Origin of the sequence: Nocardiopsis lucentensis DSM 44048 (assembly GCF_000341125.1) — a bacterium.
In the GTDB taxonomy this organism is placed as follows: domain Bacteria; phylum Actinomycetota; class Actinomycetes; order Streptosporangiales; family Streptosporangiaceae; genus Nocardiopsis; species Nocardiopsis lucentensis.
The window spans coordinates 1-16,458 of record NZ_ANBC01000741.1; the positions used below are offsets into that span (position 1 = coordinate 1).

The 16,458-nt window shown below is 71.4% G+C and carries 13 protein-coding genes; 6 read left to right on the plus strand and 7 right to left on the minus strand.

What is annotated here, in order from left to right; all coding sequences use genetic code 11:
• The 4 genes from D471_RS36230 to D471_RS40470 all read right to left on the minus strand — a co-directional run.
• A partial coding sequence (locus D471_RS36230) for a DNA repair ATPase (protein WP_040691327.1) occupies positions 1–1,257 on the minus strand: 1,257 nt, incomplete at its 3' end.
• Positions 1,258–1,268: 11 nt separating this feature from the next.
• Entirely contained in the window at positions 1,269–3,314 is a 2,046-nt protein-coding gene (locus D471_RS0125830; RefSeq protein WP_017601296.1) for an SPFH domain-containing protein, read from the minus strand.
• Between the two features lie 231 nt (positions 3,315–3,545).
• Complete coding sequence (locus D471_RS0125835; protein WP_017601297.1) at positions 3,546–4,238, minus strand: OB-fold-containig protein; 693 nt, start codon at positions 4,236–4,238, stop codon at positions 3,546–3,548.
• Positions 4,239–4,781: 543 nt separating this feature from the next.
• Positions 4,782–5,186: a nuclear transport factor 2 family protein gene (locus tag D471_RS40470; RefSeq protein ID WP_017601298.1), complete on the minus strand. Its 405-nt coding sequence runs from the start codon at positions 5,184–5,186 to the stop codon at positions 4,782–4,784.
• A 538-nt stretch (positions 5,187–5,724) separates the two neighbouring features.
• On the opposite strand from D471_RS40470, the gene D471_RS0125850 reads away from it, so the two are divergent.
• The gene (locus D471_RS0125850) at positions 5,725–8,508 is read left to right on the plus strand and encodes an AfsR/SARP family transcriptional regulator (RefSeq protein ID WP_017601299.1); all 2,784 of its coding nucleotides are present in this window, start codon (positions 5,725–5,727) and stop codon (positions 8,506–8,508) included.
• Positions 8,509–8,517: 9 nt separating this feature from the next.
• On the opposite strand, the gene D471_RS0125855 is transcribed toward D471_RS0125850, so the two are convergent.
• Positions 8,518–8,733 (minus strand): hypothetical protein, encoded by a 216-nt coding sequence (locus D471_RS0125855; RefSeq protein ID WP_152486453.1) that lies wholly within the window; start codon positions 8,731–8,733, stop codon positions 8,518–8,520.
• Positions 8,734–9,075: 342 nt separating this feature from the next.
• On the opposite strand from D471_RS0125855, the gene D471_RS0125860 reads away from it, so the two are divergent.
• The 3 genes from D471_RS0125860 to D471_RS0125870 all read left to right on the plus strand — a co-directional run bounded on the left by D471_RS0125860 (position 9,076) and on the right by D471_RS0125870 (position 11,763).
• Complete coding sequence (locus D471_RS0125860; protein ID WP_017601301.1) at positions 9,076–9,639, plus strand: hypothetical protein; 564 nt, start codon at positions 9,076–9,078, stop codon at positions 9,637–9,639.
• A 302-nt stretch (positions 9,640–9,941) separates the two neighbouring features.
• On the plus strand, positions 9,942–10,376 hold the full coding sequence (locus D471_RS0125865) for a YciI family protein (RefSeq protein ID WP_026128081.1): 435 nt from the start codon (positions 9,942–9,944) through the stop codon (positions 10,374–10,376).
• A gap of 130 nt (positions 10,377–10,506) precedes the next feature.
• The gene (locus D471_RS0125870; protein ID WP_026128082.1) at positions 10,507–11,763 is read left to right on the plus strand and encodes an RNA polymerase sigma factor; all 1,257 of its coding nucleotides are present in this window, start codon (positions 10,507–10,509) and stop codon (positions 11,761–11,763) included.
• A gap of 80 nt (positions 11,764–11,843) precedes the next feature.
• On the opposite strand, the gene D471_RS0125875 is transcribed toward D471_RS0125870, so the two are convergent.
• A complete protein-coding gene (locus tag D471_RS0125875) occupies positions 11,844–13,172 on the minus strand; it encodes a M20 metallopeptidase family protein (RefSeq protein WP_017601304.1) in 1,329 nt (442 codons plus the stop codon).
• Between the two features lie 161 nt (positions 13,173–13,333).
• Here D471_RS0125875 and D471_RS0125880 point away from each other — a divergent pair, with 161 nt between their 5' ends.
• Positions 13,334–14,320 carry an NAD-dependent epimerase/dehydratase family protein gene (locus tag D471_RS0125880; protein ID WP_017601305.1) on the plus strand — a complete coding sequence of 329 codons (987 nt, stop codon included), beginning with the start codon at positions 13,334–13,336 and terminating at the stop codon, positions 14,318–14,320.
• A gap of 34 nt (positions 14,321–14,354) precedes the next feature.
• Here the strand turns inward: D471_RS0125880 and D471_RS0125885 are convergent, their stop codons facing one another.
• Positions 14,355–15,227, minus strand: a complete 873-nt coding sequence (locus D471_RS0125885; protein WP_017601306.1) for a helix-turn-helix transcriptional regulator — start codon at positions 15,225–15,227, stop codon at positions 14,355–14,357.
• Positions 15,228–15,325: 98 nt separating this feature from the next.
• Here D471_RS0125885 and D471_RS36235 point away from each other — a divergent pair.
• Positions 15,326–16,458 (plus strand): MFS transporter (locus D471_RS36235; protein WP_017601307.1); only part of this gene is annotated, 1,133 nt, incomplete at its 3' end.

A 16,458-nucleotide genomic window follows, 5' to 3' on the forward strand; every position in this document is an offset into this window, starting at 1 on the left:
CGAGGTCTCCCGGAAGACGGTCATCGTGCCGTCGTCGAACAGGGAGTACCCGTGGCAGACGATCGGGGTGGCGACCTCCTTGCGGATGGTGTTGTACGACAGCAGCAGACTGCGGCCGTCCGCGGGCGAGTGGAAGACGTACAGCACGTCCTCGCCGTTGGGAGAGCGCACGACCCGCTCGAACTCCAGGTCGGTGACGTCGGTGTCGAAGGTGCGCACGGCGCCGGTCGTCAGGTGGTACCCGCCGGGGAAGATGAGGCCCTGGTCGTCGGGCAGGCGCTGGCACGCCTGGCCGATCCCGTCGAGCCGCTCCACCGCCTTGGTGCGGGTGTTGAAGACCAGGTGGCGCCACTCGGTCTCGTTGTAGGGCAGGACGCGTAGGAGGATGAGCGCGCCGACCCGCGCGTAGTGGACCGAGGCGTCGGCCAGGCTCTGGAGCGACTCGTCGACCGGTTCGCTGTAGATGCCCTCGCCGACCTCGGTGTTGTTCTCCACCTTGATGGTGAGGTCGCCGTTCACCGTCTCCACGAACAGCTCGTCGAGGATCGAGATGTGCGGGTGGCGGCCGGACACGTGGTCCTCACGGGTGGTCTCCACCCACGTGAAGTCGTGCGCGGGCGGGCGGACGTGGTCGCGCTCGCCCCGGTCGTCCATGTAGGAGAGCTCGCCCGTCGGCGAGACCGACCACCGCAGCACGCGTACGTCCTCGGTGTTCGGTCCCGTCTGGAACACCGCCAACAGGCGGTCCTCCACACGGCGCAGCTGCAACAGCCGGGTGTCCCGGTAGTAGCGGTACAGCCGCGCGAACTCCTGCCGGAACTCCTCGTCCGACAGGAGCCCGGGCACGGCGTCCTCGGGCGCGTCGACGAACGTGAAGGAGTCGTCGTCGTGCTCGTACCGGTGTGTGGAGAACACGTCGCAGACGCGGGTCTCCCGTTGTAGGCCGATGAAGACGTTGTAGCCGAACAGGATCATGTCCCCGTCGGCGCCGTCGCCGACGGAACGCCCGACACTGATGATGTCCCGGGGCACGCAGTTGTGCTCGGTACGGATGCGTTCGGTCCCCAGAAGGGTCATGTCCGACCCGCCGAACACCTCCAGGCGGCGGGCGTTGAGCGCCTCGGTTCGCCGGGCCAGCTCGCCGGTCTGCTCGCGGAGCCGGGCGCGGAGCACCTCGTAGGTGCCCGCGTCCAGCGTCCGCGCGTCCTCGGCGTCCGGTCCGGGGCTTGCGGTCTCCTGGGACTGGGCCTCGGTCACGGAGGACTACCTCACTGCTTCACGGGGGCGAGCGCGGTCACGGGGAGTGTGTCCACACCGAGTTCACGGGCCTTGCCGAGCAGCTGGTCGAGCTTGTCGGCCTGCGGGCCGCCCGCGCTGATGAGCTGGAGCAGCAGAGCGGAGACGGTGAGGTTCTTGACGTCCTCGGTGCCGATGGACGACAGGAGCCGGCCCAGCTCGTCGCTGAGGTCGGCCTCGCCGTTGAGGAAGCCGTTGCCCAGCGCCTGGACGGTCTCGGAGTTGCCGACGAAGCCGTCCACGGCCTTGCCCAGGCCGATGGAGTTGACCATCCGGTCGAAGAAGGCGCCGTCGCCGCCGACGATGTTGATGTCGGCGCTCTCCAGGCCGGCGGCCATGACGGTGGCCTGGGCCTCGGCGACCTGGCGGTGCACGTCGATCCCGGCCAGGCGGACCTCCTTCTCGGCCTCCAGTCGCAGGCGGTACTCCTCGTGCTCGCGGCTGACCTGGTCCAGGGCGGCCATGGCCCCGGCCTTGTCGTTGAGACCGGCGGCCTCGGCGCGCAGCTTCCGCTCGATGGCCTCGGCCTCGGCCTCGGCCTTCTCCCGGGAGACGACGGCCTCGGCGCGGCCGACCTTCTCGATCGCCTCGGCGTCCTGCTCGCGCACCTGGACCTCGGCCAGACCGCTCGCGGCGGCCTCGGCCTGGAGGCCCTCGGCGAGGCGGATCTTGGCGCGGGTGTCCAGCTCGGCGGCCTGCTGGCGGGCCTCGGCGAGGGTCAGCTCCTCGGCGGCGCGGTGCTTGGCGGCCGACTCCGCGGCCTCGGCGGCCTTGATGTCCTTGACCAGGTTCTCCTGGGCCTCGGCCTCGGCCTGGATGATGATCGCCTGGCGTGTGCGCTCGGCCTCCTCGACCGCGCGCAGCCGCTTGATCGCCTCCTCCTGCTCGGCGACGGTGCGGTCGACGGCGACCCGCTCGCGGACGACGTCGGCGACCTCGCGCTTCTCGCCCTCGATCTCCTTGGCGTTCGAGATGCGGCTCAGCTCGGTCTCACGCTCGCGGCCGATGACCTCCAGCATGCGGTCCTTCTCGATCCGCTCGGTCTCGATGGCGATGACGCGCTCGCGGTTCTTCTCGGCGACCGCGATCTCGCGCTGCTGGTTCTGGTGCTGGACGCCCAGCGCCTCGCTGGTGCGGATGTTGGCGGTCTCGGCCTTGAGCCGCTCCTCGGCCTGGACGCGCGCGGTCTCGGCCTCCTCGCGCGCGCGGATGATCTCGATCTCGCGCTTGGCCTTGGCCGCGGACTCCTCGCGGCGCTTCTCCAGCTCGGCGAGGGTCTCGGCGGTCTCGGTGTTTTGCCGATCGATCTCCTGCTTGCGGTCGTTCTCGAACTCGTTGGTGCGCTTGTGCTCGATCGCCGTGCGCTCGGTGATCTTGCTGATGCCCTGCGCGTCGAGGATGTTGTTGGCGTCGTGCTGGTGCAGCGGGGTCTGCTCCAGCTCGTCGATGGCCACGTCCTCCAGGCTGTAGCCGTTGAGGTCGGTGCCGATGAGCGAGACGATCGCGTGGCGGAACTGCTCGCGCTGGGTGAACAGCTCCTCGAAGTCGAACTGCTTGCCGACGGTCTTGAGCGCCTCGGAGAACTTGGAGTTGAACAGCTCCTGGAGCGTGTCCTGGTCGCTGGCCCGCTCGGTCCCGATGGACTTGGCGACCTTGCGGACGTCCTCGGCGGTCTCGTTCACGCGGACGTAGAAGTAGACCCTGATGTCAGCGCGGATATTGTCCTTGCAGGTCAGGCCCTCGCGTCCGCGCCGGTCCAGGGTCAGCGTCTTGAGCGAGATGTCCATGATCTCGGCCTTGTGCAGGACCGGGAGGACGATCGCGCCCGTGAAGGTGACGTGGACGTCCCGGATCTTGGAGATGATCAGGGCCTTGCCCTGCTCGACCTTGCGGAACAGCCGCGTGACCATGAGGATCAGGGCCAGGAGGACGACGATTCCGACGGCCAGGGCGACACCGACGGTCAGGAAGGCCGCGCTGGTCGCCTCCTGTCCCGTGGTGGCTGCGCTCAACAACACGTGGGGGTCTCCTTCTACACGTGGCGTGCGGTGGGGCTGGCGAGCACCGGGGGAGGTGTGCGCGGCGGGGGCCGTGTCCGAGGTGCTCGCGGGAATGGGACGCGACGGACACCGGAACGGTTCCCTCCCCGGCCGTCGAACGGCCGAGGGTGACACCTGGTCGGGGGAGGGATGGCCGGAGGCGGCCGGGGGCGCCCGCCCCGGATGCCGGGGCGGTCCGCGCGGCGGTGGTCAGTCCCGGCCGGGATCGAGGGCCGGGTCGAAGTGGGTGACCAGGAAGACGTCGTTCTCCCGGTCGTGGTCGAAGATCAGGGCGGTGCTGCCGAGGGGCAGGACCTCCCCGCCGGTGGTGCGGACGTGGATGGAGATCTCGGCCCCGGCGTCGGTGGTGATCTCGGCGCGGCCGAAGCCCTCGGAGGCCTCGCCGATACGGATCACACAGGTACGGCCGACCAGGTCGTGCTTGGAGTCGCTCCGTCGCCCGGGCAGGAGCCGGGCGACGGCCATCGCCAGTCCGCTGGTGACCGCCCAGGCGGCGATCAGCGCGATCAGCAGGACCACGGCGCCGAGGGCGAGCAGCAGGGAGGGGGACGTGGTTTCGAGGAGGCTGGTCATGATGCCGCCCATCATGCTCACGAACCAGGCGACGCCCACCATGAGGGTGAGCGAGACCGTGACCGGGGCGCGCGCGCCGCTCCGTTCGCCGTGGCTCTCGGCCGGTGTGCGGCCGGATCCGCCCAGCAGACCCGCCCGGGTCATGAGAGCGCTCAGGCCGGCTGCCTCACCGTCGGCGTCCACACCGTCGAGGAGCTCGGTGTCGGCCGCGCCGACCACGACGAGGATCCAGTAGACGGCCGCGACGATCAGCATCGGTGTGAACAGCACGGTGGGGAAGCCGAAGGCGGTACTGAGGAAGAGCCCCACTGGTCACACACTCCCGCCGTGTTTTCCGATGCCGAGGCCCGTTCCGGGCGCCCGCGCGAGGCGCCCCGGCCACCCGTGGGGGTGCCCGTCAACGTCGAACCGCCTCGGACTCTACCGAACCCCCCAGTTCAGCACGGCTCCGCGGGGTGGGTTTGACCGTTTTTGACCGGTTGTGGCCACGGTCAGGACGGTCACGACCGCCGAGGCGGCCAAGAGCTTGGCGGCGTACGGCCGAGCAGGGAGGTCCGGCCCCGCGCTCCGGTGTGGAACCCCTCCTCGCCGATCCGGGACAGCACGGCCTCCTGGTACTCGCGGGCCCGGTCCGCCGGCGACGGGAGTTCGAGGAGGCGGTCGGCGGTCGGCCACGCCTGGACGCCCCCGCCGGTGCCGTGCCGCCCCGGCGATCTCGGCGGAGGCGTCCCGGAACCGGCTGTCGGCCATGGTGGAGCGGAGGAGCACGCGGACGGGCGCCTCCTCCCCGTGTAGGGCGCCGACCGGCTCCTCACACGGGCCTCACGGTCGCCGATCGCTCGTCGGGGGTGGTCAGTCGGTACGTCGGCGAAACCTCCTCCAGGAGGCGAGGAGGCCGTGTTCGGTGATCGCGAAGAGGTCGGCGAACTCTTCGCTGGAGCGCTCCTCGGTCTCCGTGTCCTGGAGGACGAGTTCGCCGGTCACGATCACATCCCGCTCGGCGGTGATGACACGTTGGGGGCGGTGGCTCCCACCGGACCCGCAGCACCTCAGGGCGAGGGCGGCGGCCGCCTCCGCGCCGTGGGCGACCGGGAACCCCGGATGCTCGAAGCGGGCGTCGCCGTCCACGAGTGAGGCATATCCGTCCACGTCCCCCCGGTCCAGGTAGAGATAGGTCAAGAGGGCGTGTTCGGCCCCGATGGACGAGACGCTGGTGCCGGGTGGCGGAGACGGGGGGACTCCCTGGGGCTGGGACACGGTGCTCTCCTCCTCTTCCGTGTGTTCCGGGCCCCATACTGAGCGTGGTCGGAATTCTTCCGCTATCACGCTACTATCAGCGCTTCGGAGGGAGGGCTTTCCGTGTCCAACGATTGCCGTGATGATTCCGTGCCGCCTGGAAACGGGGTTCCACGGTGGCCGGATCCGGCCACGTTTCCGTCCGTTCCGTTGTGCTGGTTCGTGGTTCGCGCGCCACCCGGATGCCGGTTGGCCCCACCGGAGCGGATCAAAACCCTCTGAACTGTGGGGACTCCGCGCCCCAGTCTCTGGTGGCGGTGGACTTAGGGGTGATAGTTCAATGATTTATTAAAAAGATCATCCGCTGGCTCCGAGGGTTCCGTGGGGGAAGACTTGTGGCTTGGTGAATCGGTATTCGTGTAGAATACCGAGGTCGTGTGCAAGGTCCGCCAAACAGCGTGGTGATTCCTGAGGAGGGAAGATCGACATCACCCAGGAGCAGTCCGGAATCCGGTTCCGGCTGCTCGGCCCCCTGGAGGTCACCGGGCCCGCGGGCCCGGTGACCGTACCGGCCGGGCGCCAGCAGACCGTCCTCAGCGCCATGCTCCTCGATCTCGAACGCGTCGTCTCCGTCGATCACCTGATCGACGTTCTCTGGGAGCACGAGCCCCCGGAGACGGCCCGCACCCAGGTACAGATCTGCGTCTCCCGGCTGCGCCGCCTCCTGCGGCCCGTCGGGGCGTCCATCGAGACTCGTCCGCCGGGGTACCTGCTCGTCGTCGACCCCGCGACCGTGGACGTGCACGTCCAGCGCTCCCTGGTCAGCGAGGCCGCCGAGCTGAGGGACGCTGGACGCTGGGAGGAGGCCGCGGCCAGCCTGCGCGCCGCCGCGGAACTCTGGCGCGGCCCGACCCTGAGCGGTGTCGACTCCGCCCCGCTGGCGGCCAAGGCCGTCCGGCTGGACGAGGAGCGGCTGTCGGTGATCGAGTCCCACCTGGACATCGAACTGGATCTGGGGCACCACGCCCGGCTGATCGGGGAGATCCGCACCCTGGTCGGTGAGCATCCGCTCCGCGAAAGCCTGCGCGCCCAGCTGATGCTCGCCCTGTACCGGTCCGGGCGGCAGGCGGAGGCGCTCGACGAGTACCGCGCCGGACGCGATCTGCTCGTGGAGGAACTCGGCCTGGAGCCGTGTGAGGAACTCCGGGGGTTGGAACGTGCCATCCTCTCCGGGGATCCCGCGCTCCAGGTGCCCGCCGCAGCTCCCACACCCGTGCCCGCTTCGGAGTCCTCCGCGCCCCCCGCCGACGAGGAGGGGCCGCGGAGGACCGACTCGGCCGCCCACCCCTACCAACTGCCCACCGACACCGCCGACTTCGTCGGTCGCGAGGAGGTCACCCGCACCATCACCCGGACCCTGGTCGACAGCGGTGACCAGGTCGGTGTCGCGGTGCTCATGGGCCGTCCCGGAGTGGGCAAGAGCGCCACCGCCATGCGCGTCGCCCACGCCCTGGCCGCCGATCACTACCCGGACGGACAGCTCTACTGCGATCTTCGGGCCACCCGGGGCAACCCGCTGACCTCTTCCGACGTTCTGAGCAGGTTCCTGCGTTCCCTGGGCGTCCCGGCGCAGGGCATCCCCGAGGACGTCGACGAGCGGGCGGCCATGTACCGGGGGATGCTCGCCTCGCGGCGGGTGCTGGTCGTACTGGACGACGCCGCCGACGAGGCCCAGCTGGCCCCGCTCGTCCCCGCGGGCGCGGGCTGCGGTGTCCTCGTGACCTCGCGCGCCTTCCTCACCGGCCTGCCCGGCGCCGCCCAGGTGGTCCTGGACACGCTGCCGGACGAGGTGTCGATCGATCTGCTCTCCCGTGTCCTGGGGGAGGAGCGGGTGCGTGCCGAGCCCGACGCGGCCGGGGCCCTGGTCCGCGCCGTCGGCCGTCTGCCCCTGGCGCTGCGCATCATCTCCGCCCGGCTGGCGGCCCGGCCCCGCTGGCGGCTCGCCACGATGGTGGAGCGCCTCGCGGACGAGCGCAAGCGGCTGGACGAGTTGGCGCACGGCGACATGACCGTCCGGGCCAGCCTCTCCCTGACCTACGACGGGATCGACCCGCGGACCGCCCGCGCCTTCCGGCTGCTCGGGACGTTGGAGGGCCCCACCATCCCGGCCTGGGCGGCCGGAGCGCTGCTCGACGACGACCGGCCCTTTCCCTCGGACCTGGTCGAGCCCCTCGTGGACGCGCACATGATCGACGTCGTCGGGACCGACGCCGCGGGTGAGTCGGTCTACCGTTTCCACGAACTCGTCCGTGACTTCTCCCGTGAGCGGTTCCTCCGGGAGGATGAGGAGGGGCGGCCCGCCGTGGAGCGTCTGCTGGGCGGCTGGCTGTCCCTCCTGGACACGGCTAACCGGCGGCTGGTGGGCGGCGACTATCTGCGCCTGCGCGGGACGGCGCCCCGGTGGCCGCTCCCGGCTCGGTACGTGGAACGGCTGCTGGCCGACCCGTACGAATGGTGGGAGGCCGAGCGGTCCAACATCCGGCACGCCGTCGACCAGGCCATGGCCGAGGGACTGGACGAGCACACCTGGGACCTGGTCGTGGGCCTCTCCCCGTTCCTCATCCGCCGCGGTTATCTGGACGACGTCCAGGAGCTGTACGACACGGTGGAGCCGTTCCTGCGCGAACGCGGCAACCGCCGCGGACGGGCGGCGCTGATAGAGGCGGTGAACGACCCCGTGACCAGGCATCACGGCATGGCCGCGCGGAGGCGGATCCTGGAGGAGGCGCTGGAGGAGTTCGTCGACCTGGGCGATGTCCACGGTGAGGCGCTCACCCGTAGGGAGATGGCGGACCTGGTACATCTGGGCGGCGACCAACAAGGGGCGATCACACTCTGTGACCAGGCTCTGGCGGGGTTCGAGGAAATAGACGACCTGGGCGGCCAGTGGCGCAGCCTCATGTACGCGGGCTATCTCCGGTGTCTGGCCGGGGACACCGTGCGGGGCCGGAGCGAGCTCGCCCGGGCCCTGGCCATCGCGGAGGAGACGGGGGACTCCAGAGCCCGTGCCCAGGTCCTGCACCGGATCGGCATGGTGGACACGGACGTCGCGGAGTACGCCCGGGCCCTGGAGCACCTCCAGAGCGCACTCGATCTGGTCGAGGAGCTCGACGACCCCTCCGGGAAGGCGGTCGTCCTGCGTGCCCTGGCACGGGTGCACGCGTTCAGCGGGCGGACGGCCGAGGCCCGCGCCCTCCTGTTGCGCTCCTTCGACCTCTTCATGGAGCTGCGTGACACGGAGGGCCGGGTCTGGATCGAACAGGAACTGGCACGACTGGGCTGAGGGGTGGGGTCACCCTCGCTCCCAGCCGTTACCGCTCCCGGTCAGGAGGCTGACCACCTCGTGGACACCCTCCTTGGCGTCGTCGAGGTCGCGGACGATCTCACCGATCCGGGAGACCTCCGGCGCCGCGTGCGTCTGCGTTGTGGCCGCCGTCGCGGGCTCGGCCGCGAGGAGGGGGAGCGCGACGGCGATGACGATCGTGGCGAGCGACTTCATAGCCTTCATGACTGCCTTTCCGGAGGATGCGGGACCCCGTTCTTCGGGGACGACGCCAACCTAGGAAGCCGGCCGTTCCCTTCCCTATCCCTCGGCTATCCGCGTCCCCTTCCCACAGGTGGGGGCGGTGGGATGGCCGATGGCGGCCAGGCTTCGGCGACGGAGGCCGGGGGAACGCGAAACATGCGAATTATCGCTCATCTCTATTTCATCGGATTCACTCTCGCCTTTCCTTCACACGGTCTTCACGGAATAGGGCACCGATAGGTGCGGGATGCGGGTCGACCGGAAGGTGGTCATCGAACCGGTCGACGCCGGACGGTTCGTACCACGACCTGAGGAGCTTCCCCCATGGAAAGAACGGTGGAGATCTCGACGCTCGGATCCTGCGCGGTGGACGGCGTGACCGTCCCGAGCAGAAGGGCGGTGGAACTCACCGCGCTGCTGGTGCTCTCCGGAGGACGGGCCCAGCGGGATTGGATGATGGTCAACCTCTTCGAGGGCGACCCCGCCCCCTCCAGCCTGCCGACCCTGGCGCTGCGGGCGCGCAAGATCGGACTGCCCGTGCGCTATGACCGGCTGCGCGGCTCCTACTGGCTGGAGGAGGGCGTCTCCTGCGACGTGGCCGAGGTACTCGGTCTGCTGCGTTCGGGCGGGACCGAGGAGGCCCTGGACCGGTACCCGGGCCCTTTTCTGCCGGCCAGCCACAGTCCCTTCGCGGTGGAGGTGCGCGCGACGGTGGAGAACGCCCTCGTCAAGGCCGTGCTCAAGCGTGCCGACCTCGACCTGATGACCCGTGCCGACCGCGTGGTGAAGCACCCCGTGTTGAGCGAGGAACTGGTGCGGAGGGGCGCGGACACGGCCACGGTGTCGCTCAGCCGCTCCTGGCTCAACGCGCTCGAGGCGGTGGGCTGATCCGGGGCACGCGACGGGCGGATCGAAGAGCGGGGGAGGCTCTGCGCCGCCCCGGAGCCGGGCGACCGACGACGAGGACTCCAGGTTCCCGAGGTCGCCGTGGCACAGTCCGGCGTCGCCGGACGAACGGAGACCGCCGTCCGCGGTGAGGTGGAGCGAACGCGTGGCGCTCCCGGCGGAGACGGCCAGCCGAGAGTGATCCCCAAAAAATCTCGGGCGGGGTGTCGATCCGCGCGGGTCCCGTTCGACGTGTGGGTGAGAGCGGGGGACACGGCTCCCGCGGACCACGGAAGGTGAACACCATGCGCTACCTGATGGCGATCATGTCGGACGAGAACGCCGAAGCCGGGAAGGTGCCGCCGGCGGAGGTCTTCGAGGCGATGGCGGCCTACAACGATGAGCTGGTCAAGGCCGGGGTCCTGCTCGCGGGCGAGGGGTTGGCGCCGACCTCCGAGGGGGCGGTCGTCAGCTTCCGTGACGGCCGGGCGACCGTCACCGACGGCCCGTTCGCCGAGGCCAAGGAGGTCATCGCCGGATACTGGATCCTCCAGGTCTCCTCCCGCGAGGAGGCGATCGAGTGGGCCAAGCGCTGCCCCCACCCGCCGGAGGGCGACGACACCGTCCTCAACCTGCGGCTGCGGCGCATCGCCGAACTGGAGGACTTCGGTGACGAGGTCCCCGACCACGTCAAGGAGCGCGAGCGGGAACTGCGCGCCCAGGGGTACGAGAACGGCTGACCACGGGAGGCGCCGCGGCCGGAGGCCGTCGGTTGAGGGCGTCCCGCCCTTGCCGCGGAGGCGGCTTCCGGGCGGTGGCGGGCGACGGGCGCGCTTGCGGTGGTGTGGCTCACCCTGCTGGGATGGGGGCGTGAGCCACACTGACGCGACCCGTGCGGTGGAGGCGGTCTGGCGGATCGAGTCCGCCCGTCTCGTCGCCGCCCTCACCCGTATGGTCGGCGACGTCGGCCTCGCCGAGGAGTTCGCCCAGGACGCACTGGTCAGCGCCCTGGAGAAATGGCCGGAGGAGGGGGTGCCCGACACCCCGGGCGCGTGGCTGACGACGGTCGCCAAGCGCCGGATGCTGGACCGCTGGCGCCGCGACGAGCGGTTCAGGCTGCGGATGGCCGACCTCGGCCGGGAGATCCAGGAGAACGACGGGCAGGCGGAGTTCGACGCGGTCCTGGAGGAGGACTACGGCGACGACCTGCTCAGGCTTATGTTCGTGTGCTGTCATCCGGTGCTGTCCACCGACTCCCGGGTCGCCCTGACCCTGCGCCTCCTGGGCGGGCTCACCACCGACGAGATCGCCCGGGCCTTCCTCGTCCCCGAACCGACCGTCGCCCAGCGCATCGTCCGGGCCAAGCGGACCCTCGCGAAGAGGAGGGTGCCCTTCGAGGTGCCGGTCGGCGAGGATCGCGACGCCCGGGTCTCCTCCGTCCTGGAGGTCCTCTACCTGGTCTTCAACGAGGGGTACACGGCCACGTCCGGACCGGACTGGATGCGTACGGACCTGTGTGAGGAGGCCATGCGTCTGGGCCGGGTGCTTGTCGGTCTGCTGCCCAAGGAGCGCGAGGTCCACGGGTTGGTCGCGCTGATGGAGCTTCAGGCGTCCCGGTTCCGCGCCAGGGTGGGCCCCGACGGCGTGCCGGTCCCGCTGTTGGAACAGGACCGCTCCCGCTGGGACCGGCTCCTCGTCAACCGGGGACTGGCGGCCCTGGACCGGTCACTGCCCGCCGACCCCGCCGACAGGAGGGGACCGTATTCGCTCCAGGCGGGGATCGCCGCCGAGCACGCGCGTGCGGCCACGCCGGAGGACACCGACTGGATGGCGATCGCCGTACTGTACGCGACCCTGGTCGAGGTGACCGCCTCTCCGGTGGTGGCGCTCAACCACGCGGTGGCGGTGTCGATGGCGGTGGGTCCGGGGCCGGCGCTCGCACTCGTCGACCGCCTGCGCGACGAGCCCGCCCTGGAGGGGTACCACCCGTGGTCCTCCGTCCGCGGTGACCTGCTCTCGCGGCTGGGGCGGGGCGAGGAGGCGCGCGCGGAGTTCGAACGCGCGGCCGAGCTCACCCGCAACGAACGCGAACGGGATCTGCTGCTGGAGCGCGCCCGGCGAGAGTGAGCACCGCGCCCTCAGGTGTCCGAGGCCCGTTCCCCCGAACACGGGCCGGGGAGGAGCGGCGGGCCCGCAACGGGCACGGTCTAGAAGGCGGGCGGGCCGGGCTGCCCCACCAGGGCCGGGTCGATCCGCCCGGTCACGTGGTCGATCGCGACGTTGGCGTGCAGCCGCGTCCCCGTGGCCAGGACCGAGTCGTCGGCGTAGAAGGCGGGGTTGTGGTTGGTCGCCGCCCCCCGCTGTCCGGGGATCGCGTGCAGCGCGCCCCCGACGTACTCCGTGTCCTGGCAGCCGAGCAGGACGAAGAGCCCGCCGAAGGCGCCGACGAGTTCCGACACGTCGTCGCAGCCGAGGGTCGACTCGGTGCGCTTGACCATCTCCTCCCCGACCACCCTGCGCAGGGTGGGCAGGGTCGCCGACGTCCACGCGGGCGTGTTCCTCACCGGGGGCACGCTCTGGAGGTATTCGACCTCGGCCGTGCATCCGTGGGCCAGCGCGATGTGCTGGGCGGCGCGGCGCAGTCGGTCCCGCACGGTGTCCATGTCGGCCGCGTCGAGGCAGCGGACGGTGCCCCACAGGACCACCGAGTCGCCGATGATGTTGAACCGGCCCGTGTCCTCCACGTGCCCGATGGACACGGCGACCGGTGAGGTCGCCGGGACCTGCCGGTAGATCTGGCCGCAGGCGGAGACGATCTCGGCCGCCGGGGGCATCGGGTCCACGCCCAGCCACGGCATCGACCCGTGCACCTGCTGGCCGTGGACGGTGATCCGCACCGCGCACGACGCGGCCAGGAGGTTGCCGACGTGGTAGCCGACGACGCCCGTGGGCAGCGGGACCACGTGCAGGCCGAACACCATCGTGGGGGCGGGGTCGAGCAGCGCCGGGGAGGCGACCATGGCGCGCGCCCCGCCGTCCTCGCCCATCGGAGGACCCTCCTCGGCGGGCTGGAAGACGAAGAGGATCGTGCCGGGAAGCTCCGAGCGCAGGTCGGACAGGACCTCGGCGGCGCCCATGAGCATCGCGGTGTGGCAGTCGTGGCCGCAGGCGTGCGCCACGGGGAACGGTCCGTCGGGGTAGTCGTCGTCGACGACGGTGGAGGCGAAGTCGACACCGCTGTCCTCCTTGACGGGGAGGGCGTCGATGTCGGCGCGCAGCGCGACGACCCGGTCACTGGGCAGGCCGCCCTCGAGGACGCCGACGACGCCGTACCCGCCCACGCCGGTCCGGACCTCGTTCAGGCCCAGAGAGCAGAGGTGGCGGGTGACGAAGGCGGCGGTGTCCCGCTCCCGGTTGGGCAGTTCGGGGTGCGCGTGCAAGTGGTGGCGCCAGCCGACCAGCTTCGACCCGATCGCCGCGGTGTGCCGGTCGACGGCCTCCCACAGCGACTCCACGTCCGCGATGGTCCGACTCATCGCTCCTCCCCCGACGCCGTTGTGGCCACGGTAGACCGGGTTTCCTCCCGGTTGGTGTAAACGCGGGCAAACGCTGTTCCCCGGTGTCTTCGCCATCCGGGATTCTGCTGACAGCAGGCAACCCTGGTGCGTTCCCGCGGCGAACCGCCAGACTGCCCCGCATGAGACTTCTGATTCTCGGTGGTACCGAGTTCGTGGGCAGGGCCGTCGCCGAGGACGCACTCGGCAGGGGCTGGGACGTCACGGTCTTCCACCGCGGCCGCCACGCCGCCCCCGAGGGCGCCGTCGTCCGGCACGGGGACCGCACCGAACCGGGCGGGCTGGCCGCGCTGGAGTCGGGGGAGTGGGACGCCGTCGTCGACACGTGGTCGGGCGCCCCTTCCGCCGTCGCGGCGGCGGCGCGGCTGCTCGACGGCCGGGTCGGGCACCACACCTACGTCTCCAGCCGGTCGGTGTACACCTATCCGGCCCTCGCGGGGCTGGACGAGGACGGGCCGGTCGTGGCCGCCTCGCCGGAGGACGACGACGTGACCGACTACGCGCGCGCCAAGCGGGGTGGCGAGCTCGCGGCGGAGACGGTGTTCGGCGACCGGGCGCTGTTCGCGCGGGCCGGACTCATCATCGGTCCGTACGAGAACGTCGGCCGGCTGCCCTGGTGGCTCACCCGGATCGCCCGGGGCGGCCCGTTCCTGGCTCCGGGCCCGCGTGACCTGCCGCTCCAGTACATCGACGTCCGCGACCTGGCCGCGTGGACCCTTGACGCCGCCGCGTCCGGCCTGGGCGGCGCGTACAACCTGGTCAGTCCGCCCGGTCACACCACCATGGGCGACCTGCTGGCCGCGTGCGCGGCGGCCACGGGCGCCGACGCGGAGCCGCGCTGGACCGACCCCCAGGTCATCCTCGACGCCGGTGTCGAACCGTGGTCGGACCTGCCGATCTGGCTGCCGTCCGGTGAACTGTACGACACCATGCACCAGGGCGACGTGTCACGCGCCCTCGCCACGGGCCTGCGCTGCCGTCCGGTGGCCGACACCGTCGCCGACACCTGGGCGTGGTTGCGCGCCCTGGGCGGCGAGGCGCCGCAGCGCCCCGACCGGCCGGAGCTCGGCCTGGACCCGGAGGTGGAGGCCGAGCTGCTCGGGCTCTGACCCCCGGGCGCGCCCCGGTCCCCGGTCCGCCGTGTCACGCCGCCCGTTCGGCGGGCCGCCGGGAGGTCACGGGCGGGTCCGAGGCGACGGACGCGGCCAGCTCCTCCAGCCGCCGACGGGTGCGGTCGTCCACGGGGGTGGTCGTGGCGAGCTGCACGGTCCGGGAGCGGTCCAGCCACAGGCGTGTGAACCGCACCCGTAGGAGTCCGACCCGCGGGTTGCGAAAGCCCCTGATCCGGGTGTCCGTGCGCTGGACGTCGCGGCGGTTCCACAGCTCCTCGAAGAGCGCCGACTCGCGGCACAGCCGGTCCACGAGGCCGGTCCATCCCGGGTCGTCGAGGTGGCCGACCATCGAGGAGCGCAGCCGGGCGACGATGCTCGCCGACACCTGGTCGTGGTCCTCGTACACCTCCGCCCACGCCGGGTCGAGGAAGTTCAGCACCGCGCAGTTGCGGTCACGGGTCGGCCACTCCTCGATGTCGCTGATCAGGTGGCGGTAGGTGCGGTTGTGTGCCAGCACGTCGAACCGCGTGGTCTGGACGCACGCGGGCAGCGGGAGGAGCTGTTCGAGCACCGCCAGGTGGTCCTCGGTGACCGTGTGCGGGCTGGTGTCGTCGAGGGTGGCGTCGTCCCCGGCCAGGTTCAACAGGTGGGCGTGCTCGTCGGGGTCGAGCCGCAGCGCGCGGGCCACCGCGTTGAGCACCTGGGCGGACGCGTTGATCGGCCGTCCCTGCTCCAGCCACGTGTACCAGGTGACCCCCACGCCGGAGAGCTGGGCGACCTCCTCACGGCGCAGACCGGGGGTGCGCCGCCGCCCGAGGGCGGGCAGCCCGACGTCGGCCGGGGTGACGCGTTCCCGGCGGCTGCGGAGGAAGGCGGCGAGTTCCCGCCTGCGCTGGTCGTCCACGGTGTGGTGGCTCCCTCCGCCGACCGGTGTCGGGTGGTGTCGATACCAGGATAAGTAGGCTCCTGGTACCAGGATGCCAGTCGTCCGACAGTGGACCGGTGACCACGAGAACCCCCCGGGTCCGCCCGGCGGGGGAGGGAGCCTCCCCCGCCCGCGCGCACCGGGAACCATCCGAACTGCGCGGGCCGGGGCTGCTGGCCCTGCTCGTCGGCGGCTTCGTCGCCACCTACACCTTCTCCAGCGTGAACGTGGCGGTCCCCCGCATCGCGTTCGAACTCGACGCCTCCCCGGCGGGACTCGGGCTGGTGATGGGGGTCTACGCCCTCTGCTTCGCACTCCTGTTGATCATCGGGGGCAGGCTCGGCGACGCGTTCGGCCGCAGGCGGCTCTTCGTCGCGGGCCTGACCGCCTACGCGCTGACCTCCCTGGCCGCCGGGCTGGTCTGCGGTATCGCATGGCTCGTCGTCGTCCGTGGCGCGCAGGGGGTCGCGGCGGCATTGATGGTGCCCCAGATCCTGGCCACCATCCAGACCACCACCCGCGGAGCCGAGCGTCTGCGGGCGGTCGCGCTGTTCAGCGCGGCCAGCGGGTTGGGGACCGCCGCGGGCCAGGTGGTCGGCGGGGTACTGCTCAGCGCGGACGTCGCCGGAACCGGCTGGCGCTCCGTCTTCTGGTTCGGCGCCCTGCTGGCCCTCGTGGCGCTGCCGGGCACCCGCTCCCTGCCGAGGACGGGGGCCGACGGGCGCGGTGAGGCCGACGTCGTCGGGGCGGCCGTGCTCGCCGCCGCCCTGCTGGCCTTCCTCCTCCCCGTGACGGTCGGCCCCGAGGACGGGTGGCCGCCGTGGACGGTCGCGTCGTTGGTGCTCTCCGCCGCCGCGTTCCCGGTGTTCTGGTGGTGGGAGCGCCGCCGCGAGCTCGCCGGCGGACTGCCGCTGGTGCCGCCGAGCGTGCTCGGGCACCGCTCGTTGCGGCTCGGGCTGCTGATGGCGTGCGTGCTCTTCGCCGGATACGGCGCGTTCATGTACGTGTTCGCGCTGACCGTCCAGAACGGGCTGCGGCAGAGCCCCCTCGTTTCGGGGCTGACGCTGCTGCCGTTCGCGGTGGTCTTCGCCGTCGTGTCGATGAACCTGGGCGTGTTCCGGCGGTGGTTCGGCTCCGCGGTCATGACGGTCGGGGCGGCGGCGCACGTCGTCGCGCTACTGGGGGCCGCGGCCGTCGTCGTGCTCGGCTG

Coding starts and splice junctions, on each gene's coding strand:
- D471_RS0125880 (WP_017601305.1), top strand. CDS start 13,334: ATGAGACTTCTGATTCTCGGTGGTACCGAGTTCGTGGGCAGGGCCGTC.
- D471_RS0125855 (WP_152486453.1), bottom strand. CDS start 8,733: ATGAAGGCTATGAAGTCGCTCGCCACGATCGTCATCGCCGTCGCGCTC.
- D471_RS0125865 (WP_026128081.1), top strand. CDS start 9,942: ATGCGCTACCTGATGGCGATCATGTCGGACGAGAACGCCGAAGCCGGG.
- D471_RS0125875 (WP_017601304.1), bottom strand. CDS start 13,172: ATGAGTCGGACCATCGCGGACGTGGAGTCGCTGTGGGAGGCCGTCGAC.
- D471_RS0125860 (WP_017601301.1), top strand. CDS start 9,076: ATGGAAAGAACGGTGGAGATCTCGACGCTCGGATCCTGCGCGGTGGAC.